The following is a 19,869-nucleotide window of genomic DNA, read 5'->3' on the forward strand; positions in this document are numbered from 1 at the left end:
TGGGGCAAGAGCCCTTTGCTTACTTTGGGGCTCTTTTCCAAAGTGAGTCGCCGTAAGGGCGAAACCATAAGCCGCCATCACCCAAATAACGGATATGCCCCCCCTCCAAAACCCACACCTACAGATATCCCCCAACCAGCCGTTAACCTCTCATAGTCGCCACTAATAAGAGAGAAAAGCCATGCGTCTGAGCCTCAAGGCCAAAGTCCTGTCCCTGGCTATCGTACCGGTGTTGCTGTTTGCCGTGGTCATCAGCCTGACCACCGTGTGGATTCTCCAGGGCCAGGCGCGCAATGAGGTGGAGGAAACCCGCCAGCGCCTGCTCAACGACGCCAAGGCCACCCTGCAAAGTTATGTCGAGGTGGCCATGACCACCATCAAGCCACTCTATGACGCCGCCGCCCCCGGTGACAGCGCCGCGCGGGCGCAGGTGGTCAAGTTGCTGTCCAACACCAGCTACGGCAAGGACGGCTACTTCTTCGGCTACGACTCCGAGACCATCCGCCTGTTCAAGGGCAACAGCCCCGACGGCGTGGGCAAGAGCTTCAAGGACAACCGCGACCCCAACGGCGTCTACGTCAACCGCGACCTGGTCAAGGTCGGCAAGGACGGCACCCACTACCTGCAATACAGCTCGACCCAGCCCGGGCAGACCGAACTGGTGCCCAAGCTCGGCTACACCGAATACCTGCCCAAGTGGGACATGGTGATTGGTACGTCGGTGAACCTCGACGGCATCGAAGCCCAGGTGGCGGTGGTCGAGGCCAAGGTTGAGAAGCGCATGGCAGGCGTGTTGCTGAGTATCCTCGGCGTGGCCGTGGTGGTGCTGCTGGTGATTGCCGCCGTGGGCATGGTGCTGGCCAACACCATTTTGCGTCCGCTGAACCTGATGAAAGCCAACCTCGACGACATCGCTGCCGGCGAAGGCGATCTGACCCGCCGCCTGGCCATTACCAGCCAGGATGAACTGGGCGACCTGGCCGGTGCGTTCAACCGCTTTGTCGACAAGATCCACGGCCTCGTGCGCCAGATCACCGAGATGACCTCGCAACTCACCGGCCTGGTGAGCCAGGTGTCCGACCAGGCCCAGCGTTCCGAGCAGGCCATGGAGCGCCAGCGCCACGAAACCGACCAGGTCGCCACCGCGATCAACCAGATGTCGTCGGCTGCCCACGAAGTGGCGCGCAGTGCCCAAGGCGCCGCCGTGGCCGCGCAACAGACCGACGCCGAAGGCCAGGCCGCCAAGCGCGTGGTGGATGGCAGCATCGCGCAGATCCATGCGCTGGTGAACGACATCCGCAGCAGCGGCGTGTCCCTCGACAGCCTGCAGCAGGACGTGTCGTCGATTGTCAGCGTGCTTGGGGTGATCCGCTCGATTGCCGAGCAGACCAACCTGCTGGCGCTTAACGCCGCCATTGAAGCCGCGCGGGCAGGGGAGGCCGGGCGCGGGTTTGCGGTGGTGGCCGACGAAGTGCGTGCCCTGGCCAGCCGCACCCAGACCAGCACCCAGGAAATCCAGGGCATGATCGACCGCCTGCAAAAAGGCACCGAGGCGGCGGTGGATGCCATGCGCCGTTCCAGCGATGCCGGTGACGGCACCTCGGCCCAGGCCAACGAAGCCGGGGCGTCCCTGGACACCATGGCCCAACTGATCGGCACCATCAATTCGATGAACGCCCAGATCGCCAGCGCCGCCGAAGAACAGACTGCCGTGGCCGAAGAGATCAACCGCAGCGTGCACCAGATTGCCGTGGCGGTGGACAGCGTGGCCGATGAGACTCAGTTGGGTGCCCAGACCTCCCGCAGCCTGGCCGATCTGGGCCAGCGCCTAGGCCAGTTGGTGGGGCAGTTCCGCATCTGATCAGCCATAGCTTTGGCGTATGTTGGCCTAACGTTAATACGAATATACCTATCACAGCCCCTCAGTGAGACTTGAGCCCCAACCACAACAGGGGCTCACCTCATGCCGCTTCCCGACCCGCTTCAGCGCCTGGCTGAACTCGACACCAACACCGTCTCCGACGCCCTGGACTTCCTGCAACTGCCGGGGGCCGTCGTTGGCATTCGCCCATTGTGGGATTGCCCCAAGGTGGTGGGCCGGGCCAGCACGGTCAAGCTGGCGCCCAAGACCGACGCGGCCCCTGGCGTGCACCTGATCTCGCCGGTGATCGATGCGATCACCACCGACGACCGCGTGCTGGTGATTGCCGGCGGCATCGAAGGCATTTCCTGCTGGGGCGACATCATCGCCAACGCCGCCGTGGCCAAGAAGATCCGCGGCTCGGTGATCGACGGTTTCAGCCGCGATATCGACGGCAGCGCCTCCATCGGCTACCCCGTGTATGGCCGTGGCGTGACCATGATCAGCGCACGCAACCGCGTGGTACAGGTGGATTCCGGCGTGACCCTCAATGTCGGCGGTGTGGCGGTGTCGGAAGACGACTACGTGATCGCCGACCGCTGCGGCAGTGTGTTCATCCCCGCTGCGGTGATTGAGCAGGTACTCGACCTGGGCGAACGCATCGCCGCCCGTGAAGCCGGCATGGTCGATGCCGTGCGCAGCGGCCGTTCGGTCGCCGATGTGATGCATGACAGCCAATTCGAAGCCATCCGCGTGGAGCCTGCCCGATGAACGATCAACAATTAGTCGCCCTGTTTGCAGGCCTCGACACCCCCGGCGTTTCGGACGCCATGGACAAGCTCGGCATCCCCGGCCAGTGCCTGGGCATCGCGCCGCTGGATAACTACCACGGCACCGTGGTGGGCCCGGCATTCACCGTGCAATACGTGCCCGCCAACACGCCACCGGGTTCGGTGGGGGACTTTATCGAAGACGTGCAACCCGGTGACGTGGTGGTGATCGCCAACGCCGGCCGTACCGACTGCACCGTGTGGGGCGACATCATGACCCAGTACGCCGGGGCACGCGGGATCGCCGCCACGGTGATCGACGGCGTGTGCCGCGACGTGAGCAAGGCCTTGGGCGACGGCTACCCGCTGTTCACCCGGGGCCGCTACATGCGCACCGGCAAGGACCGCGTGGAAGTGTTGTCGGTGAACCAGCCGGTGGCCATCAGCGAGACCCGCGTGTGTGCCCGCGACATCGTGGTGGCCGATGCCAATGGCGTGCTGGTGGTACCCCGCGCCCGTGCCGCCGAAGTGGCACAGGTCGCGCGGCAGATCGAAGGCGTGGAAGCGCAGATCCGCGCCCAGATCGAAGCCGGCAAGACCCTCAAGCAAGCGCGTGCATCCCTGGGTTATCACACCCTGCAGAGGAAGCCGTCGTGACCCTTCTGAACAAGCGCCTGGCCCAGGCCCAGCCGTCCGCCACGTACCGCATCATCGACCGCGTGGCCGAGCGCCGCGCCCAAGGGGCGAAGATCATCTCGCTGTGCGCTGGCGAGCCGGATTTCGACACCCCGGCGCATATCCGCCAGGCGGGCATCGATGCGATCCGCGACGGCCATACGCGTTATACCCAGGTGGCCGGGGTGCGTGCGTTGCGAGAAGCGGTGGCCGAGAAGTTCCGCCACGAAAACGGCCTGGACGTCACCTGGCAAGACACGCTGGTCAGCAATGGCGGCAAGCACGTGATCTACAACGCCCTGGCCGCCACCCTGAATGAAGGCGATGAGGTCATCGTGCCCGCGCCGTACTGGGTCAGCTACCCGGAGATGGTTGAGCTGTGCGGCGGTACGGCGAAGGTGCTGGCCTGCGGTGCGGAGGATGGCTTCAAGCTGACGCCTGCGGCCCTCGACGAGGCGATCACGGTGAACACCCGCTGGCTGATCCTCAACTCGCCGTCCAATCCCACGGGGGCGGTGTACAGCCGGCAGGAGCTGCAAGGGTTGGCCGAGGTGTTGCTCAAACACCCACAGGTGCTGGTGCTGGCGGACGACATCTACGAACACCTGCTGTTCGACAACCAGCGTTTCTACACCCTGGCCCAGGTCGAGCCGCGCCTGGCCCCGCGGGTGCTGACCATGAACGGCGTGTCCAAGGCCTATGCCATGACCGGCTGGCGCATCGGCTTTGCCACCGGCCCGCGCTGGTTGCTGGAGGCGATGGAAAAACTCCAGGGCCAGCAGACCTCGGGCGCCAGTGCGATTTCCCAGCACGCGGCGATCGCCGCCTTGAGCGGCCCGCAGGATTTTGTGCAGGCCTCGCGGGCAGTGTTCCAGCGCCGTCGCGACCTGGTGGTGTCATTGCTCAACGCCACGCCGGGGCTGACGTGCGCGAACCCGTCCGGCGCGTTCTACGCTTTTGCCTCTTGCGCGGGCCTGTTGGGGCGCACCTCGCCGGCCGGCACGCTGCTGCAGACCGACGAAGACGTAGCCCACGCCTTGCTCGATGAGGCCAATGTGGCGGTGGTGCATGGCAGCGCATTCGGCCTGGCGCCGTACCTGCGCATCGCCTATGCCCTGGACGACGAGGCGTTGCGCCAGGCTTGTGCAGCCATCCACCGCTTCTGCGCCGCGACCCGCTAGAGGTCGCGCATCAGCAGGCCGAAACGCAGGTCCATCGTGGTCGGGAGCGGCACATACACCGTGTGCCCGTCTCCCGGCGCCACTTCGATGGCCTCGCCCTCGGCGTTGTGCAGCGTGGCCAGGTCAAAGTGGAAATTGCCGCTGGGGGTCATCAACTCCAGGTGGTTGCCCACGGCGAAGCGGTTCTTCACCTTGACCTCGGCCAACTCGCCTCGGCGTTCACCGGTCAGCTCGCCGACGAACTGTTGGCGCTCGGAGACCGAGCTGCCGTTCTGATAATTCTGGTATTCGTCGTGTACGTGGCGGCGCAGGAAACCTTCGGTGTAGCCGCGTTGGGCCAGGGAGTCGAGGTCGGTCATCAGGTTACGGTCGAAGGCGCGGCCGGCCACCGCATCGTCGATTGCCTGGCGATACACCTGGGTGGTGCGTGCGCAATAGAAGTGGGATTTGGTGCGGCCTTCGATCTTCAGCGAATGCACGCCCATGTGAGTCAGACGTTCCACATGCTGCACGGCGCGCAGGTCCTTGGCGTTCATGATGTAGGTGCCGTGTTCGTCTTCGAACGCCGGCATCTGTTCGTCCGGGCGGTTGGCTTCCTGCAACAGGAACACCTGGTCGGTGGGCGCGCCAATCCCCAGGGTCGGCTCGACCTGTTGGACGATATCCCCGGTGGCGTTTTCCACCGCCGGGGTGGCCTGGTATTTCCAGCGGCACGCATTGGTGCAGGTGCCCTGGTTGGCGTCGCGCTTGTTCATGTAGCCCGAGAGCAGGCAGCGCCCGGAGTAGGCCATGCACAACGCACCGTGCACAAACACTTCCAGCTCCATGGCCGGCACCTGCTGGCGGATTTCGTCGATCTCCTCCAATGACAATTCCCGCGACAGGATTACTCGGCAGATCCCTTGCTGCTGCCAGAACTCCACGCTGGCCCAGTTCACCGTGTTGGCCTGCACCGACAAGTGAATCGGCATCTGCGGGAAGTGGCGGCGCACCAGCATGATCAGCCCCGGGTCGGACATGATCAGCGCGTCCGGGCCCATGGCGATCACCGGCGCCAGGTCCTTGAGAAAGGTCTTCAGCTTGGCGTTGTGCGGCGCGATGTTCACCACCACGTAGAAACGCTTGCCCAGCACATGGGCTTCCTGGATGCCGAGTGCCAGGTTGGCGTGGTCGAACTCGTTGTTGCGCACCCGCAGGCTGTAGCGCGGCTGGCCGGCGTAGACCGCATCGGCCCCGTAGGCGAAGGCGTAGCGCATGTTTTTCAGGGTGCCGGCAGGGGCGAGCAGTTCGGGGGCGAGGATGGGGGGCATGGGCTCGGGTCGCAAAAGGTCGCGAAGGTAGCCGAGCTTCATCGTCGGTTTATTGATCCAGGTCTATAAGGGCTGCCGTCCTTGGCATGAATGGGTGTTACGGGTGTGCCAGGTGGGCGCTGGCCACGGTCATTGCATCGCGGCCATCGCGGCTGCTGACACCTGCCAACCAGGTTTGCAGAACGTCAGGGTGGGCCTTGAGCCAGGCCTTGGCGGCGGCCCGGGGCTTCTGGTTCTGATTGAGCACCGCATCCATCAATTGGTTTTCCATGGCCAGGCTGAACGCCAGGTTCTGCAACAGCTTGCCGACATTGCTGCACTCGGTGAGGTAATTCTTGCGCACGTTGGTGTACACCGTGGCCTGGCCGAGGTTGGGGCCGAAGTAATCATCGCCGCCGGTGAGGTATTTCATCTTGTTGCGGGTGTTCATCGGGTGCGGTTCCCAACCCAGGAACACCATCCATTCATTCTTGCGGGTGGCGCGTTTGAGTTGCGAGAGCATCGCCGCCTCGCTGGACTCGACGAGCTTGAAGTCCTTCAGGCCGAAGGCGTTCTTGTCGATCATGGTCTGGATCAGGCGGTTGCCGTCGTTGCCGGGCTCGATCCCGTAGAGCTGGCCGTTGAGGTTGTCTTTGAATTTGGCGATGTCGGCAAAGTCATGCAGCCCGGCGTCGTACACATAATCGGGCACCGCCAGTGTGTATTTGGCACCGTGCAGGTTGGCGCGCACGGTTTCCACCGTGCCGGCGTCGCGGAACGGCTTGATGTCGTTCTCGGTGGTGGGCATCCAGTTGCCGAGGAAGACGTCCAGGTCCTTGCCCGAGGCCAGGGCGCGATAGGTGACCGGGATCGACAGCAGGGTGACCCGGGTGGTGTAGCCAAGGGACTCGAGCACCTCGCTGGTGATGGCGGTGGTGACGGTGATGTCGGTCCAACCGACGTCCGAGAAACGCACGGTGGCGCAGGACTCAGGTTCGGCGGCCTGGGCGATCAGGGGCAAGGTTAACGACGCGAGCAAGAGCATGGCTTTCATGGGGCAACTCCTCAACGGTAGACGTCGGCAGCGCTCACTATGCGCTGCTGGCAAGGCGGCTCTTGATCAAACGCGGCATCACACGCCGCTTTTGTCGTGTTGCGCTATTGCCTCGCGCCGGCCCCCCGTCCAGGCGCATTCGGTACAGCAGGTACACCGCGGTGGGGCTGGCGCGAGGCGAGCTCGCTCACTACTGAAGAATGTCGTTTCCCGTCAAGTGCGGCGTTGGTGCGGCCCTACACTGGGCAAAAAGCCGAGGGGGATGCGATGAATCAATCCGTGGAGCAACTGAGGGTGCGCCTGGCCTGTGCGTTTCGCTGGGCGGCGCGGCTGGACCTGCATGAATCGATTGCCAACCACTTCAGCGTGGCGGTGTCGGGGGACGGTCGGGACTTCCTGATCAACCCCTATGGCAAGCACTTCTCCCGGATCAGGGCCAGTGATTTGCTGCTGGTCAACGCCGATGACCCGGCCAGCCTCGACTGCCCGGACGCGCCGGACATCACGGCCATGGCCCTGCACGGCGCGCTGCACCGCAACCAGCCACACGCGCGGTGCATCCTGCATACCCATTCCAAGTACGCCACCGCACTGGCCTGCCTGGCCGATTCGCGGCTGCCACCGATCGAGCAGAATGCGATGCGCTTCTTCGAGCGGGTGGTGATCGATGACGGCTTCGATGGCATGGGGCTGGGGGATGAGGCCGAGCGTGTCAGCCATTTGCTCGCGGGCAAGCCGATCCTGTTGATGGGCAACCACGGCCTGCTGGTCGCCGCACCCACCGTCGCCCAGGCGTTCGATGACCTGTATTACTTTGAACGGGCCTGCGAGACCTACCTCACGGCGCTCGCCACCGGCCGGCCGCTGCGTATTGCCAGCGATGACATCGCGCGCAAGACGTGCCGGCAATGGCTGGATTACCCCGGGTTTGCCGACAAACACTTCAACGCGCTGATGGGCATGCTGGACGAAGAGGAGCCTGGCTATCGCCTGTGAATTCAGTCGGCCTCGGCCGAGCGATGGGCCTGGCTCAGGGGCTGGCGCATCACCGGGGCGTTGAGCACCTGGCTGCGGTCTTCACTGGGCGGGCAGCCGAAGCGGGCGCGGTAGGTGCGGGAGAAGTGCTCCAGTGAGCCAAACCCCGAGCAGGCCGCTACCTGCGCCACGCTCAGGCGGGTTTGCTGCAACAGGCTATGGGCCTTGGCGAGGCGCAGGGTGATGTAGTACTTGAGCGGCGACAGCCCGGTCTGGTACTTGAACTGGCGCTCCAACTGCCGGCGTGACAAGCCGACCTGGCTGGCAATCGCCTCGCAGTCCAACGGCTCCTCCAGGGCTTTTTCCATCAACTGCACGGCCCGGCGGATCTTGCTGCCGTACAGGCCGGTGCTGGCCTGGCCACCTTCCAGCTGCGGCGCGGCAGGGGCGCGCACCTGGCCCATCAACAGGTGCATGGCAATTTCCCGCGCCAGGCCGCTGTCGACGCTTTGGTCGATCCAGGCCAGCAGCATGTCCAGGGTGGACGTGGCACCGGCGCAGGTCATGCGTTGGCGTTCCAGGGTGTAGAGCTGTGGCTTGGCTTTCACCCGGGGATAGCTTTCCTGGAAACCCTGCAGGTTGTCCCAATGCACGGCGGCTTCGTACCCGTCCAGCACCCCGGCCGCGGCGAGCAGTTCGGTGCCGGTTTCCACACCCATCAACACTGCGCCGAACAGTGCCTGTTTGCGCAACCAGCTTTTTAGCGCCAGGTTGCGGCTGTGCTTGTGCACATCGAAACTGGCGATGACCAGGCACACATCAAACCCCTGGTCGGCATGCAGTCCCTCATCGGCGGTGGTGCACAGGCCGTTGCTGGCTTGTACCGGCGCCCCATCCAGGGACAGCAGCGTCCACTCGAACACCGGCCGCTGGGCCAGCCAATTGGCAATCACCAGGGGTTCGAGCACGGCGGCCAGGCCAAAATGGGAGAACGACGGCAGCAGCAACACCGACACCCGCAACGGCGCCACGTCGCCGCGCCGCCAGGTGAATCGGGTGGGTGTCTCAGAAGATGGGTTCATGAGGCCTCTCTATCGTTGCCGTGTCTGCCAGTGCGGATGAACCCACGCCGGAGCCTGGGACGGTGGCAGCGGCGCCAGTCCACGAATCAGGTCGCTGGCCTTTTCCGCGATCATCACCGTTGGCGCATTGGTATTGCCACTGACGATAATCGGCATGATCGAGGCGTCCACTACCCGCAGGTTGTCGAGGCCATGCACGCGCAGGTGCGTGTCCACCACCGCTTCGGGGTCCTCTGCCGGGCCCATCTTGCAGGTGCCGCTGGCGTGGTAACCGGTCTCCGTCACCTGTCGGGCCCAGGCGTCCAACTCGGCGTCGCTTTGGGCGTGTGCGCCGGGCACCAGCTCTTCGCCCGCGAACGCCGCCATGGCGGGCTGCCCGATGATCTCGCGCACCAGCCGCGCACCGGCGCGCATGTCAGCTCGATCCTGCTCCGTCTGCAGGTAATTGAACAGGATGCGGGGCGGTTGTCGAGGGTCGACGCTGCGGAGGGTCACACTGCCCAGGCTCGTGGGCCGCATCAGGTCGATATGCACCTGGAATGCATGGCCCTGCACCAGGTCGACACTGCCCGGCTGTACGGCCAAGGGCATGAAGGTCAATTGCAGGTCGGGGTGCTCCACGCCGGCCCGCGACCTGATGAACGCGCCCGCCTCGAAGTGGTTGCTCGCCGCCAGTCCGTCGTGGGTGACGAACCAGCGTGCGCCGATCCACCACTTGCCGGGGGCGGTGGTCCAGGGGTAGAGCGACACCGGCTGTTTGCAGCGGTACTGCACGACGGTGTCGGGATGATCGTTGAGCCGTTTGCCCACTCCTGGCAGCTCGTGTATCACGCTGATGCCCACGTCCCGCAGTTCGGCGGCCGGGCCGACACCGGAGAGCAGCAACAGTTGAGGCGAATTGATGGCGCCGCTGGTCAGCAGCACTTCACGTCCGGCGAAAGCCTGGTGGATCTTGCTGCTCTGTTCATACTCGACGCCGATCGCTCGCTTGCCTTCAAACAGGATGCGCAACGCCAAGGCGTTGGTGGCCACCGTGACATTGCCGCGCGCCAACGCCTCGCCCAAGTAGCCTCGTGCCGTGCTCCAGCGCCGCCCGTTGCGGGTGGTGCGGTCCACCGGGCCAAAGGCTTCCTGGCGATAGCCGTTCAAATCCTTGCTCAGGCCATACCCGGCTTCGGCGCCGGCCTTGATGAAGGCTGCGCACAGTGGCGTGCGGGTATCGCCGGGGGTGACATGCAGGTGGCCGTTGGCACCTCGGTAATCATCGCCGCCGTCATGATGCTGCTGGGCGCGGATGAAATACGGCAGTACCTGGGCGTAGCTCCAGCCGGTGCAGCCTTGCTCGGCCCAGGCGTCGTAGTCACGGGCATGGCCGCGCATGTAGACCATGCCGTTGATCGACGATGAGCCGCCCAGCGTCCTGCCCCTGGGCGTGCCGATGCGGCGGTTGTCCAGGTAGGGTTCAGGCTCGGACTCATAGCGCCAGTTGTAGCGCGAGCCGCCCACCACAATGCCGACGGCGGAGGGCATATCGAGGGTCCAGCTCTTGTCCGCCGGCCCGGCTTCCAGCACCAGGATGCGCACGTTGGGGTCGCTTCCCAGGCGGTTGGCCAGCACGCAGCCGGCCGAACCCGCGCCCACAATCAGGTAGTCAAACACTGGCTCGGCCATGGTTTGGGGTGCTCCATTCAAAAGGCGGTCAGACCGAAGACGGGCCGTGGATGCCGTTGAACACCAGGCGATGGAAGTGATGCACCAGGTGCTCGCTTTCATTGCTGCGCTGGGCGTCGATCATGTAGCGACCCTGGTCATAACCCAGGGAGTGCAGGCCCTTTTGCACGGAGATGTTCAGGGCGATGTCTTCCGGTCCCAGGTCCTCGTTCATCCATTTCATGCAGGCAGTGCTGACGTCGGCGACGGCGGTGTTGCTGGAGTAGTAGCCAAAGCGCAGCAAGGAGCGCTCGGCGTCCAGGGGAATCATGATGAACGAGCCGAGGAACTCCGAGAACGGGAAGGTATAGAAGGTGTTGTTCGGCCACATGCCGATATTGAAGAAGCATTCGTCCGGGTTGATGTCGGCGCGCAGCGGCACACCGTAGGCTTCGCTGACGGCCAGGTTGGCCGGGGCGATGTAGGTCCACCAGTTGTCGCGCTTGGTCAGCTGGTAGCCCTTGAAGTCGATGAGCTTGGCCAGGTCGATATGGCAGGGGCCGGACAGCTTGAAGTGATAACCCTCGATGGAGTTGTCCATGATCACTTTCCAGTTGGCCGGCACGATCACATCCTGTTCCTCGATCAGGCGCATGTTCGCCAGGTTGGGAAATACACGGCGCATTTCTTCATCAGCCCCCGGGAACAGGTCGCGCAGCGAGGGCGCGGCCGGGTCGAAGTTGAAATAGATGAAGCCGCCCAGTTCTTCGGTGCGGATCTGCGGGATGTTGAACTGCTGCAGGTCGAAGTTTTTCATCTTGTCGCAACGTGGCGCGCCTCGCAGGGTGCCGTCCATCTCGTAGCACCAGGAGTGGTAGGCGCACCGCACTACGCCCCCGGTGGTGCCACGGCGGTCTTCGAGCAAACGGTTGCCGCGATGCTGGCAGACGTTGTGGAACGCGTGGATCTGGCCCTGGCGGTTACGCGCCACCACCACGCTCTGGTCGAACAGGTCGGTGACCACGTACTGGCCCGGCTCGGCGAACTCGCTGACGTGCCCGGCGACGTGCCAGGCGTGCATGAAGATGTTGTCGCGCTCGGCCTTGAACAGCGTTTCGTCGAAAAAGTAGCGCGAGGGCAGGGTGAAGGCCTCTTCCGGGTCCTGGTGGTCCCACCCCTCGACGGGGCTGTTGAGCTTGTGGGTCTGGAACGTCTGCATGGGCGATCTCCTCAGGGGCTGGCCGCGCGGCACGGCTTCGTGTTCTGGGAGCTAATCTAGGGGGAGGGTGCGAGCTGGTATTGATCGATTGCGACCAGTTGCCCTGGAAAAAGATCAAGGCGCGATAAATAGGGCACTCGCCGGTTTTGCAGCGGACTAACCCTCAGGGCGCACACACGCACCCTGTTTTTCTGACATGGACCGGACATGAACCAAACCAACCTGCAATTCAAGACCCTGCTGTTGCTGCTGGCCCTGGTCACCATCGCGTTTATCTGGATACTGCTGCCGTTCTACGGCGCGGTGTTCTGGGCGGTGATCCTGGGCATCATCTTTGCGCCGATGCAACGCCGACTGCACATGAAGTTCGGCTGGAACCGCAACCTGACCTCACTGGCCACCCTGACGGTGTGCCTGGTGATCGCCATTTTGCCGGTGATCATCACCAGTGCCTTGCTGGTGCAGGAGGGCGCGACGCTCTACAAGAACATCGAAAGCGGCAAATTGGACGTGGCGGGGTATATCGAGCAGTTCAAGAACATCCTGCCGCCGTACTTCCAGCACCTGCTGGATCGCTTCGGCATGGGCAACCTGGAGGGCCTGCGGGAGAAGATCGTCAAGAGCGCGATGCAAGGCAGCCAGTTCTTTGCGTCCCAGGCGTTCAGCTTTGGCCAGGGCACGTTCGATTTCCTGGTGAGCTTTTTCATCATGCTGTACTTGCTGTTTTTCCTGCTGCGCGATGGCCCGGAACTGGTGCGCAAAGTGCGCACGGCGGTGCCGCTGGCCGAGCCGCAGAAGCGCCGGTTGCAGCTCAAGTTCAACCGGGTGGTGCGAGCCACGGTCAAGGGCAACGTGTTGGTGGCCGTGACCCAGGGCGCGTTGGGTGGCTTGATCTTCTGGTTTTTGGACATCCCCAGCGCGTTGCTCTGGGCGGTCTTGATGGCGTTTCTGTCGCTGCTGCCTGCCGTGGGTGCAGGGATTGTGTGGGGGCCGGTGGCCGCTTACTTCCTGTTAAGCGGTTCGATCTGGCAGGGGGTGGTGCTGGGCTTGTTCGGGGTGTTTGTGATTGGCCTGGTGGACAACGTGCTGCGCCCGATCCTGGTGGGCAAGGACACCAAAATGCCGGACTACCTGATCCTTATCTCGACCCTGGGCGGCTTGTCGGTGTTCGGCCTGAACGGGTTTGTGATCGGGCCGTTGGTGGCGGCGTTGTTCATGTCGTGCTGGGCGCTGTTTGTGGAGAGCAAACCGCGGGTCAAGCTGCCGTTACCGTGATGTTCAGGCGTGGAGCCTGAAGTTCGAGGCCGTTTGCAGCTGTTTTTCAGCGGCGGACAACGACGTGAGTGGGCCGCTGATGGTTTCGCCATCGCGTACCACGTACCAGCAAGCCAGTAGCCCAAGCTCCCGGAGAGGGGCGGGGACGGCGCTGCCGATGACGGACATGATGTGAGCGGTGGGCATAGGTACCTCCAATCGTTATGGAGGTCACCTTACGGGGCTGCGGCCCCGGAGAAAAATCACCTGTCTCGATAGTCGACATCAACGCCAGGCGTCAATCCACCACCTGGTCGAGCATGATCACCACTTCCTGTTCACTGAGCAGGCCCTTGTGCACCAGGTTTTCTGCCAGCAGGGCCAGGAACTTGGCGCTGCGGTGGCCTTCAAGGTGCTTGAGTTCGGTCAGGGCACTGTAGACCTTGCTGGACGTGCACAGGCCAGCGGTGCGGTGCGGGTTTTGCGTGGGCATGGTCGGTCGTCCTTAGTTGTTATTGGGTGGACAGGGTCGATAGTGAGACTGTTGCGTGACGCAAACATGACAGTGCGAGCCGGGTCCGGGCAAGTAGACATTGACCTTAATCATGTGCGAATACGCCCCGGGCATTGTTCTGACAGCGACCTTGGCACGATGAATCCGGACTTTGCAGGCAAAAAAAAGGCCCCGCGTGTGGGCGAGGCCTGTTCCTGTCGTGTCGACTCACGTCTTACCAGCCGCGACCATAGTAGCCGTGGGGAGGGCCGTAATAACCGCGCGGTGGGCCGTAGTAGACCGGCGCCGGGCGGTAGTAAACCTGTTGTTGTACATACACCGGTGGTGGCGGTGCGTAGTAGACCGGTGGCGGCGCGGCATAGACCGGTTGCGGCTGCACATACACGGGTTGCTGCACGTAGACCGGCTGGGACTGGCTGGCCACCACGGAGCCGACAACGGCTGCGCCGATCAAACCACCCAATATGGCCGGGCCACCCCAGCCACCACCGTGGGCGGAGGCTTGGCCTGCCATAGCGAGTGCGCCGATAAGCAAGGCGATCTTGGGGATTTTACGAATCATGGTCATTCCTCGGTTAGCCCCTGCGCTTGTGGTCTGCAATCAATAGACTCAAGGATTGTCGCGGGGATACTTTTAAGACAACGTATTTCTGAAAAACAGCACGGCCGATAGGTAAAGGTTGTGTAAGGTCTGTACCGGTTTGCTTACTCAAAGGAGTTATTCATGCAGATGCACCCCAACAAAGACACCCAACTGTGCATGTCATTGTCGGCGCGTCCCGGGAATTTTGGCTTGCGTTTTCATAACCACCTGTACGAACAGCTGGGCCTGAACTTCTACTATAAAGCGTTCAGCAGCCGGGATTTGCCCGGCGCGATCGGCGGTATCCGGGCGCTGGGCGTGCGTGGTTGCGGGGTTTCCATGCCGTTCAAAGAGGCTGCCATTGCCTTGGTGGACGAACTGGATGAGTCGGTCCAGGCCATCGACTCCCTGAACACCATCGTCAACACCGACGGCCACCTCAAGGCCTACAACACTGACTACATCGCCATCGAGCAACTGCTGAAGACGCACGCGGTGCCCAAGGCGTCGACGTTCGCCCTGCGCGGCAGCGGCGGCATGGCCAAGGCCGTGGCCAGCGCCTTGCGGGACGGCGGGTATGCCAATGGTGTGATCGTGGCGCGCAATGAAGTGGCGGGTCGCGCGCTGGCGCAGAACCTGGGGTATGAGTGGCAGGCCGAGCTGGGCGAGTTGCGCCCGCAGATGTTGATCAACGTGACACCTATCGGCATGACCGGTGGGCCGGAGGCGGACGCCTTGGCGTTTGAGGCTGATGCGATTGAGCGTGCTGAGACTGTGTTCGATGTGGTGGCGATTCCCGCCGAAACGCCGTTGATCGTGCGCGGTCGTGCCCAGGGTAAGCGGGTGATCACCGGGTTGGAGGTGATTGCGATCCAGGCGTTGGAGCAGTTCGTGTTGTATACCGGGGTGCGGCCGACGCAGGAGCAGTTCGAGAAAGCCGTGGCGTTTGCCCGAAACTGAAGCCTTGCATAGAACCAATGTGGGAGCGGGCTTGCTCGCGAAAGCGGAGTGTCAGTCAATATAGATGTGACTGATCCACTGCTTTCGCGAGCAAGCCCGCTCCCACATTTTGTACCGTGTTATGCCTGTTCCAATTGGGCCAAGCGTTCTTCCAATGCGGCTATCCGCGCTTCCAGTTCTTCAATGCGGTCCACGGAAACCGAAGCCCCTCGCTCCACCGGATTGCCCCGTGCCGCGATAATTGCCTCGATATCCGCCGGATCCCCCAGCGCATGGGTGTAGCGATCTTCCCGCTGCCCCGCCTGGCGTGGCACCAGCAGCGCCAGCCCGCGTGCAATCAAGCGCTCAAGCTGGTGCACCACCTGCTCGGCATCTTCAAAGTCATGCATGCGCCCGCTGCGGGTCAGCAGTTCGTTGACGGTTTGCGGCCCGCGCAGGAACAGCAGCCCGATCAGGATCACCTGGGCCGGCACCAGTTCCAGCGCCTTGTCCACGCGATGCTCCCAGCGGTCGGCGCGGCTGCCCATCACCAGGCGGGTAAAACCCTGGCCTTCCAGCGCACGCAGGCTCTGGCCGACCTGGCCCTGGCTGAGGTTGGTCACGGGCTCGCGGCTGGTCTTCTGGTTGCAGGCCAGCACCAGGGCATTGAGGGTCAGGGGGTAGGTTTCCGGATTGGTCGCCTGTTTCTCGATCAGGCAGCCCAGGATGCGGATTTCCGTGCTGTTCAGGCGCGGCTCAGGGGTGTCGGTGTCGTGCTCGGCGGTCATCGCGCTTTCCCTATGCAGTGAAGTGCTTAGCCTAATCCTGAAAAAATAAAAGACAAGCGACGGACCGGTCTATAATCGTCGCCTGTCCAAACCGTGCCATCACCCATGAGACTGCCATGACTATTTCCCTGTACGCCGCTTCCATCCCGGTCTTCAAGCAAATGCTCACCGCCCTGAGCGGTGTGTTGACCAAAGCCGAAGCCCACGCCACCGCCAAGAACATCGAGCCGAACGCCTTGCTGCAAGCGCGTCTGTTCCCGGACATGTTCCAGCTGGTGCGCCAGGTACAGATCGCCGTCGACTTCGCCAAGGGCGTTTCGGCGCGCCTGGCCGAGATCGAAGTGCCTAAATACGACGACAGCGAAGTGACCTTCGCCGACCTGCAAGCGCTGATCGCCAAGGTGCTGGCGTTTGTCGACACCATTTCGCCTGAGCAAATCGACGGCAAGGAAGGCATCGAAATCATCACCCGCCCAGGCACTCCGAAAGAAAAGCGCTTTAGCGGCCAGTCTTATCTGCTGACCTACGGCCTGCCGCAGTTCTTCTTCCACGTCACCACCGCGTACGCCCTGTTGCGTCACAACGGTGTGGAAGTGGGCAAGCGCGACTACATGGGCGCGTTCTAAGCCTTGATACGTTGAAGCCCGGTGGGTGCCAGCAGGCACCGCCGGGCTTTTTCATGGGCCGCATTCGACACACTCTGTTAAGGTTCGACATCCCTTTATCACCCTATCTGTCAGCGAACCCTCGGGTTGTCGTTGATGTTGTCGTTTCTGGAGTTTTCATGTTGTTCCCCATCCTGTTGTTGTCAGCTGCCGGCTTTACCGTGCTGACCACAGAGTTTGTGATTGTCGGCCTGCTGCCCGCCATTGCCCGTGACCTGAACGTCAGCGTGCCCCAGGCGGGGCTGCTGGTGACGCTGTTCGCGTTCACCGTGGCAGCATTCGGCCCGTTTCTCACGGCGTATTTCGCGCGGTTCCAGCGCAAGCGGCTGTTTATCGTCATCCTGGTTCTGTTTGGCATAGCCAATACCGTGGCGGCACTGGCGCCGAATATCTGGGTGATGGCCCTGGCGCGGTTGATCCCGGCGCTGGGGTTGCCGGTGTTCTGGGCCTTGGCCAGTGAAACGGCGGTGGACATCGTCGGCCCCGAATACGCCGGGCGTGCCATCGAGAAGATCGGTTTTGGCATCGTTTGCGCCACGGTGTTCGGCATCCCCGTGGGCACGCTGATTTCCGACATGTTCGGCTGGCGCACCGCGTTTGCCATCCTCGCCGTGGTGGCGTTAGCCAAGGCCTTGCTGCTGTTCATCTACCTGCCGGTGACAACGCCGAAGAATGACCAGGTGACCCTGCGCGCGCAGTTCAAGATCTTGCGCAGCCCGCTGATGCAGGGGCACATCCTGCTGTCGATCCTAGTGTTTTGCGGCATGTTCACCGCATATACCTACCTGGCGGACATCCTCGAACGCCTGGCCGGGTTCGACGGCACGCTGGTGGGCTGGTGCCTGATGGGCTTTGGCGCCGTCGGGCTGATAGGCAATGCCTTGGGCGGTCGGGCAGTGGATCGCCATCCGTTGATTGCGTCCATGGTGTTCTGCGCGTTCATGATTGCCGGCATGGTGGCGCTGGTGCCAGCGATTCACTCCACCCTGGGCCTGGCGGCTGCGATGGCGGTGTGGGGCGTGACCCAAGCCGCGATGTTCCTGGTCAGCCACGTGCGGCTGATGAAGGCCGCGCCTCACGCGCCGGCGTTTGCGGCGTCGCTGAACATCGCCGGGGGCAACCTGGGGATCGGCTTGGGTGCCATGGTCGGTGGGCATGTGATCGACACGTTGGGCTTGGGCAGCCTGGGGTTTGCCGCGTCCGGGTTTATCCTGGTGTCGATCCTGCTGGCGCTGTGGCTGATGAGCGTCAAGCAGCCGCACGCCGCAGGCGCCTGAACGGTCAGGGCAGGGCGGTAAACAACTCCCGTCGAGCACCTTCGGTAATCGCCACGATGCCCGGGTGCTTGACCTTGCGCTCCACCGAGATCGCGTAGAACGACTCGGTCACCGCATCCGTCTGGCCAATCAGCGCCACACCGTATTGGCGCACCACCTCATCGGCAATCACGCTGGGGGCGATGAATATCCCGCTGCCGGATTGGCCGAAAGCCTGCATCAACGCGCTGTCGTCGAATTCACCGATGATCTTCGGCTGGATCTGTTGTTCCGCAAACCAGCGCTGCAAACGACTGCGCACAACCGTCTCTGCGCCAGGAATCAACAGCGGCGCGCCCTGCAGACACTGTGGGAAATCACCGCCGTACTGATCAGCCAACGCCTGAGTGGCGAAAAAGCTGATGCCGCATTCCCCCAGTTTCTGGCTGTAGCCCTTGATGTCCAAGTGAGAGGGCATGGGACTGTCGGAAATCACCAGGTCCAGGCGCTGGATCGCCAGGTCGGCCAACAAGCGTTCGAGTTTGTCCTCACGACAGGTGATGCGGATCGGTTCACTGAGCTCCATGGTCGGGGCGATCAGCCGGTAGACGATGGATTTGGGCACCACATCCGCCACGCCTACGCGAAACAGGATCTGCTGTTCATTGGGCTGAGCGCGCAACATCGCTTCCAGCTCGTTGCCGGTCTGGAACATTTGCTCTGCGTAGGGCAGGGCCTGGCGCCCGGCTTCCGTGAGTTCAAGCTGGCGGCCGACACGCTGGAACAGCGCGACACCAAAGGTCTGTTCAAGCAGGCTGATCTGCCCGCTGATGGTCTGGGGCGTGAGGTTCAGTTGCTCACAGGCGCGCACGATGCTGCCGGTCTTGGCCACGACCCAGAAGTAATGCAGTTGTCGGTAATTGAGCACAATGGCGGTCACTTCGTGAAAACCGAAGTATACGCGAGAAAAATACGAATTTTCCTGAAGTGTTCGTCTGCATAGAATGCCTCGCTATCGAGGGGCCACTTTTTGGGCCCAAGGGTTCTAACGAGGAATACATCATGAAACTCAATTCCCTGGGCGCCGCGTCGTTGCTTGCGCTTTCATTGGTAGTGGTCAGTGGCTGCGATCAGGTTGAGAAGAGCGCCCAGCAAGTGCTGGGCAAGGCGACCGAGTCGGCCAAGCAAGCGATCGACGATACCCACAAGGCTGCCGAACAGGCGTTGAGTGAAGCAACCCAGGGGCTGATCAAGCCTGAAAAACCGGAAAAAGAAGCCGAAGACGCTTCCGACACCAAAGAAACCTAATTCCCCAGCACTACCACGTCAGGACTGACCTATGGACTACCTTTTACAACTGGCCGCCAGCCCCACCGCCTGGATTGCACTGGCCACCTTGATCGTCATGGAAATCGTGCTGGGCATCGATAACCTGATCTTTATCTCGATCCTCACCAACAAGTTGCCGGAAAAACATCGGGCCAAGGCCCGGCGCATCGGTATCAGCATGGCGTTGTTCTTGCGTCTGGGCCTGCTGAGTACCATCGCGTTTATCGTGCAGCTGACAGCGCCGGTGTTCGAGATCTTCGGCCAGGCGTTTTCGTGGAAGGACATGATCCTGATCGCCGGTGGCCTGTTCCTGGTCTGGAAGGCGACCACCGAGATCCATCACAGCATGGACCCGGAGCCGGAAGAGAAGGCCAGCGTCGGCAACACGGTCGCCATCGGCTTCGCCGCGGCGATCGGGCAGATCCTGTTGCTCGACCTGGTGTTCTCCATCGACAGCATCATTACCGCCGTGGGCATGACCGAGCACTTGCCGATCATGATCATTGCCGTGGTGACGTCGGTGATCGTGATGCTGGTGGCGGCCGAGCCGTTGGCCAAGTTCATCAACGACAACCCGACCGTTGTGATGCTGGCCCTGGGCTTCCTGATCATGATCGGTATGACGTTGATTGCCGAAGGCTTCGGCGCCCATGTGCCTAAAGGCTACGTGTATGCCGCCATGGCGTTCTCGGCCGCCATCGAATGCCTGAACATCGCCCGGCGCAACCGCCACAAGCGTTTGCTCGCCGCCCGCCAGTAACCACTAAAAGCAAAAGGCCAGGTTG

21 protein-coding genes and 1 pseudogene are annotated in these 19,869 nt (G+C 62.7%); 12 read left to right on the forward strand and 10 right to left on the reverse strand.

The window, feature by feature from the left end; translation table 11 throughout:
* Positions 1-181: 181 nt before the first annotated feature.
* From HX803_RS33260 to HX803_RS29155, 5 genes and pseudogenes are all read left to right on the forward strand, one after another.
* Positions 182-1,003: pseudogene (locus HX803_RS33260) on the forward strand (cache domain-containing protein); the annotation flags it as partial.
* A 102-nt stretch (positions 1,004-1,105) separates the two neighbouring features.
* On the forward strand, positions 1,106-1,861 hold the full coding sequence (locus HX803_RS33265) for a methyl-accepting chemotaxis protein (RefSeq protein ID WP_371319373.1): 756 nt from the start codon (positions 1,106-1,108) through the stop codon (positions 1,859-1,861).
* Between the two features lie 102 nt (positions 1,862-1,963).
* Positions 1,964-2,632 carry an RraA family protein gene (locus HX803_RS29145; protein WP_178925590.1) on the forward strand — a complete coding sequence of 223 codons (669 nt, stop codon included), beginning with the start codon at positions 1,964-1,966 and terminating at the stop codon, positions 2,630-2,632.
* Entirely contained in the window at positions 2,629-3,288 is a 660-nt protein-coding gene (locus HX803_RS29150) for an RraA family protein (RefSeq protein ID WP_178925591.1), read from the forward strand. The genes HX803_RS29145 and HX803_RS29150 overlap by 4 nt, the downstream gene beginning before the upstream one ends.
* A complete protein-coding gene (locus HX803_RS29155; protein ID WP_178925592.1) occupies positions 3,285-4,487 on the forward strand; it encodes a pyridoxal phosphate-dependent aminotransferase in 1,203 nt (400 codons plus the stop codon). The genes HX803_RS29150 and HX803_RS29155 overlap by 4 nt, the downstream gene beginning before the upstream one ends.
* On the opposite strand, the gene yegQ is transcribed toward HX803_RS29155, so the two are convergent.
* The gene (gene yegQ / locus HX803_RS29160; protein ID WP_178925593.1) at positions 4,484-5,797 is read right to left on the reverse strand and encodes a tRNA 5-hydroxyuridine modification protein YegQ; all 1,314 of its coding nucleotides are present in this window, start codon (positions 5,795-5,797) and stop codon (positions 4,484-4,486) included. The genes HX803_RS29155 and yegQ overlap by 4 nt on opposite strands.
* Positions 5,798-5,894: 97 nt before the next feature.
* The gene (locus tag HX803_RS29165) at positions 5,895-6,830 is read right to left on the reverse strand and encodes a choline ABC transporter substrate-binding protein (protein WP_178925594.1); all 936 of its coding nucleotides are present in this window, start codon (positions 6,828-6,830) and stop codon (positions 5,895-5,897) included.
* A gap of 267 nt (positions 6,831-7,097) precedes the next feature.
* Here HX803_RS29165 and HX803_RS29170 point away from each other — a divergent pair, with 267 nt between their 5' ends.
* Entirely contained in the window at positions 7,098-7,826 is a 729-nt protein-coding gene (locus HX803_RS29170) for a class II aldolase and adducin N-terminal domain-containing protein (RefSeq protein ID WP_178925595.1), read from the forward strand.
* 2 nt (positions 7,827-7,828) lie between these two features.
* On the opposite strand, the gene HX803_RS29175 is transcribed toward HX803_RS29170, so the two are convergent.
* The 3 genes from HX803_RS29175 to HX803_RS29185 are packed head-to-tail and all read right to left on the reverse strand — an operon-like array spanning position 7,829 to position 11,756.
* The gene (locus tag HX803_RS29175) at positions 7,829-8,887 is read right to left on the reverse strand and encodes a GlxA family transcriptional regulator (protein ID WP_178925596.1); all 1,059 of its coding nucleotides are present in this window, start codon (positions 8,885-8,887) and stop codon (positions 7,829-7,831) included.
* 9 nt (positions 8,888-8,896) lie between these two features.
* Positions 8,897-10,558 (reverse strand): choline dehydrogenase, encoded by a 1,662-nt coding sequence (locus HX803_RS29180; RefSeq protein WP_178925597.1) that lies wholly within the window; start codon positions 10,556-10,558, stop codon positions 8,897-8,899.
* Positions 10,559-10,586: 28 nt separating this feature from the next.
* Positions 10,587-11,756 carry an aromatic ring-hydroxylating dioxygenase subunit alpha gene (locus HX803_RS29185; RefSeq protein ID WP_178925598.1) on the reverse strand — a complete coding sequence of 390 codons (1,170 nt, stop codon included), beginning with the start codon at positions 11,754-11,756 and terminating at the stop codon, positions 10,587-10,589.
* A 207-nt stretch (positions 11,757-11,963) separates the two neighbouring features.
* On the opposite strand from HX803_RS29185, the gene HX803_RS29190 reads away from it, so the two are divergent.
* The gene (locus tag HX803_RS29190; protein WP_178925599.1) at positions 11,964-13,031 is read left to right on the forward strand and encodes an AI-2E family transporter; all 1,068 of its coding nucleotides are present in this window, start codon (positions 11,964-11,966) and stop codon (positions 13,029-13,031) included.
* 3 nt (positions 13,032-13,034) lie between these two features.
* Here the strand turns inward: HX803_RS29190 and HX803_RS32895 are convergent, their stop codons facing one another.
* The 3 genes from HX803_RS32895 to HX803_RS29200 all read right to left on the reverse strand — a co-directional run bounded on the left by HX803_RS32895 (position 13,035) and on the right by HX803_RS29200 (position 14,092).
* Complete coding sequence (locus HX803_RS32895) at positions 13,035-13,217, reverse strand: hypothetical protein (protein ID WP_256349872.1); 183 nt, start codon at positions 13,215-13,217, stop codon at positions 13,035-13,037.
* 91 nt (positions 13,218-13,308) lie between these two features.
* Positions 13,309-13,503 carry a hypothetical protein gene (locus tag HX803_RS29195; protein WP_145163363.1) on the reverse strand — a complete coding sequence of 65 codons (195 nt, stop codon included), beginning with the start codon at positions 13,501-13,503 and terminating at the stop codon, positions 13,309-13,311.
* A gap of 235 nt (positions 13,504-13,738) precedes the next feature.
* A complete protein-coding gene (locus HX803_RS29200) occupies positions 13,739-14,092 on the reverse strand; it encodes a hypothetical protein (RefSeq protein ID WP_078741781.1) in 354 nt (117 codons plus the stop codon).
* 156 nt (positions 14,093-14,248) lie between these two features.
* On the opposite strand from HX803_RS29200, the gene HX803_RS29205 reads away from it, so the two are divergent.
* Positions 14,249-15,067, forward strand: a complete 819-nt coding sequence (locus HX803_RS29205) for a shikimate 5-dehydrogenase (RefSeq protein WP_178925600.1) — start codon at positions 14,249-14,251, stop codon at positions 15,065-15,067.
* A gap of 119 nt (positions 15,068-15,186) precedes the next feature.
* On the opposite strand, the gene HX803_RS29210 is transcribed toward HX803_RS29205, so the two are convergent.
* A complete protein-coding gene (locus HX803_RS29210; RefSeq protein WP_178925601.1) occupies positions 15,187-15,834 on the reverse strand; it encodes a YceH family protein in 648 nt (215 codons plus the stop codon).
* Between the two features lie 116 nt (positions 15,835-15,950).
* Here HX803_RS29210 and HX803_RS29215 point away from each other — a divergent pair, with 116 nt between their 5' ends.
* Positions 15,951-16,460: a DUF1993 family protein gene (locus HX803_RS29215; RefSeq protein WP_178925602.1), complete on the forward strand. Its 510-nt coding sequence runs from the start codon at positions 15,951-15,953 to the stop codon at positions 16,458-16,460.
* Positions 16,461-16,618: 158 nt separating this feature from the next.
* A complete protein-coding gene (locus tag HX803_RS29220; protein WP_178925603.1) occupies positions 16,619-17,776 on the forward strand; it encodes an MFS transporter in 1,158 nt (385 codons plus the stop codon).
* Between the two features lie 4 nt (positions 17,777-17,780).
* On the opposite strand, the gene nhaR is transcribed toward HX803_RS29220, so the two are convergent.
* On the reverse strand, positions 17,781-18,683 hold the full coding sequence (gene nhaR / locus HX803_RS29225; protein WP_178925613.1) for a transcriptional activator NhaR: 903 nt from the start codon (positions 18,681-18,683) through the stop codon (positions 17,781-17,783).
* 134 nt (positions 18,684-18,817) lie between these two features.
* Here nhaR and HX803_RS29230 point away from each other — a divergent pair, with 134 nt between their 5' ends.
* On the forward strand, positions 18,818-19,063 hold the full coding sequence (locus tag HX803_RS29230; protein ID WP_178925604.1) for a hypothetical protein: 246 nt from the start codon (positions 18,818-18,820) through the stop codon (positions 19,061-19,063).
* Between the two features lie 31 nt (positions 19,064-19,094).
* A complete protein-coding gene (locus tag HX803_RS29235) occupies positions 19,095-19,844 on the forward strand; it encodes a TerC family protein (protein WP_178925605.1) in 750 nt (249 codons plus the stop codon).
* The last annotated feature ends 25 nt before the right edge of the window (positions 19,845-19,869 follow it).

Origin of the sequence: Pseudomonas sp. P7548 (assembly GCF_013386585.1) — a bacterium.
In the GTDB taxonomy this organism is placed as follows: Bacteria; Pseudomonadota; Gammaproteobacteria; order Pseudomonadales; family Pseudomonadaceae; genus Aquipseudomonas.

Excerpts from the sequence above, each read along its gene's own strand:
- HX803_RS33265 (WP_371319373.1), top strand. The coding sequence starts at position 1,106 with ATGGAGCGCCAGCGCCACGAAACCGACCAGGTCGCCACCGCGATCAAC.
- HX803_RS29145 (WP_178925590.1), top strand. The coding sequence starts at position 1,964 with ATGCCGCTTCCCGACCCGCTTCAGCGCCTGGCTGAACTCGACACCAAC.
- HX803_RS29150 (WP_178925591.1), top strand. The coding sequence starts at position 2,629 with ATGAACGATCAACAATTAGTCGCCCTGTTTGCAGGCCTCGACACCCCC.
- yegQ (WP_178925593.1), bottom strand. The coding sequence starts at position 5,797 with ATGCCCCCCATCCTCGCCCCCGAACTGCTCGCCCCTGCCGGCACCCTG.
- HX803_RS29165 (WP_178925594.1), bottom strand. The coding sequence starts at position 6,830 with ATGAAAGCCATGCTCTTGCTCGCGTCGTTAACCTTGCCCCTGATCGCC.
- HX803_RS29170 (WP_178925595.1), top strand. The coding sequence starts at position 7,098 with ATGAATCAATCCGTGGAGCAACTGAGGGTGCGCCTGGCCTGTGCGTTT.
- HX803_RS29175 (WP_178925596.1), bottom strand. The coding sequence starts at position 8,887 with ATGAACCCATCTTCTGAGACACCCACCCGATTCACCTGGCGGCGCGGC.
- HX803_RS29180 (WP_178925597.1), bottom strand. The coding sequence starts at position 10,558 with ATGGCCGAGCCAGTGTTTGACTACCTGATTGTGGGCGCGGGTTCGGCC.
- HX803_RS29185 (WP_178925598.1), bottom strand. The coding sequence starts at position 11,756 with ATGCAGACGTTCCAGACCCACAAGCTCAACAGCCCCGTCGAGGGGTGG.
- HX803_RS29190 (WP_178925599.1), top strand. The coding sequence starts at position 11,964 with ATGAACCAAACCAACCTGCAATTCAAGACCCTGCTGTTGCTGCTGGCC.
- HX803_RS32895 (WP_256349872.1), bottom strand. The coding sequence starts at position 13,217 with ATGCCCACCGCTCACATCATGTCCGTCATCGGCAGCGCCGTCCCCGCC.
- HX803_RS29195 (WP_145163363.1), bottom strand. The coding sequence starts at position 13,503 with ATGCCCACGCAAAACCCGCACCGCACCGCTGGCCTGTGCACGTCCAGC.
- HX803_RS29200 (WP_078741781.1), bottom strand. The coding sequence starts at position 14,092 with ATGACCATGATTCGTAAAATCCCCAAGATCGCCTTGCTTATCGGCGCA.
- HX803_RS29205 (WP_178925600.1), top strand. The coding sequence starts at position 14,249 with ATGCAGATGCACCCCAACAAAGACACCCAACTGTGCATGTCATTGTCG.
- HX803_RS29210 (WP_178925601.1), bottom strand. The coding sequence starts at position 15,834 with ATGACCGCCGAGCACGACACCGACACCCCTGAGCCGCGCCTGAACAGC.
- HX803_RS29215 (WP_178925602.1), top strand. The coding sequence starts at position 15,951 with ATGACTATTTCCCTGTACGCCGCTTCCATCCCGGTCTTCAAGCAAATG.
- HX803_RS29220 (WP_178925603.1), top strand. The coding sequence starts at position 16,619 with ATGTTGTTCCCCATCCTGTTGTTGTCAGCTGCCGGCTTTACCGTGCTG.
- HX803_RS29230 (WP_178925604.1), top strand. The coding sequence starts at position 18,818 with ATGAAACTCAATTCCCTGGGCGCCGCGTCGTTGCTTGCGCTTTCATTG.
- HX803_RS29235 (WP_178925605.1), top strand. The coding sequence starts at position 19,095 with ATGGACTACCTTTTACAACTGGCCGCCAGCCCCACCGCCTGGATTGCA.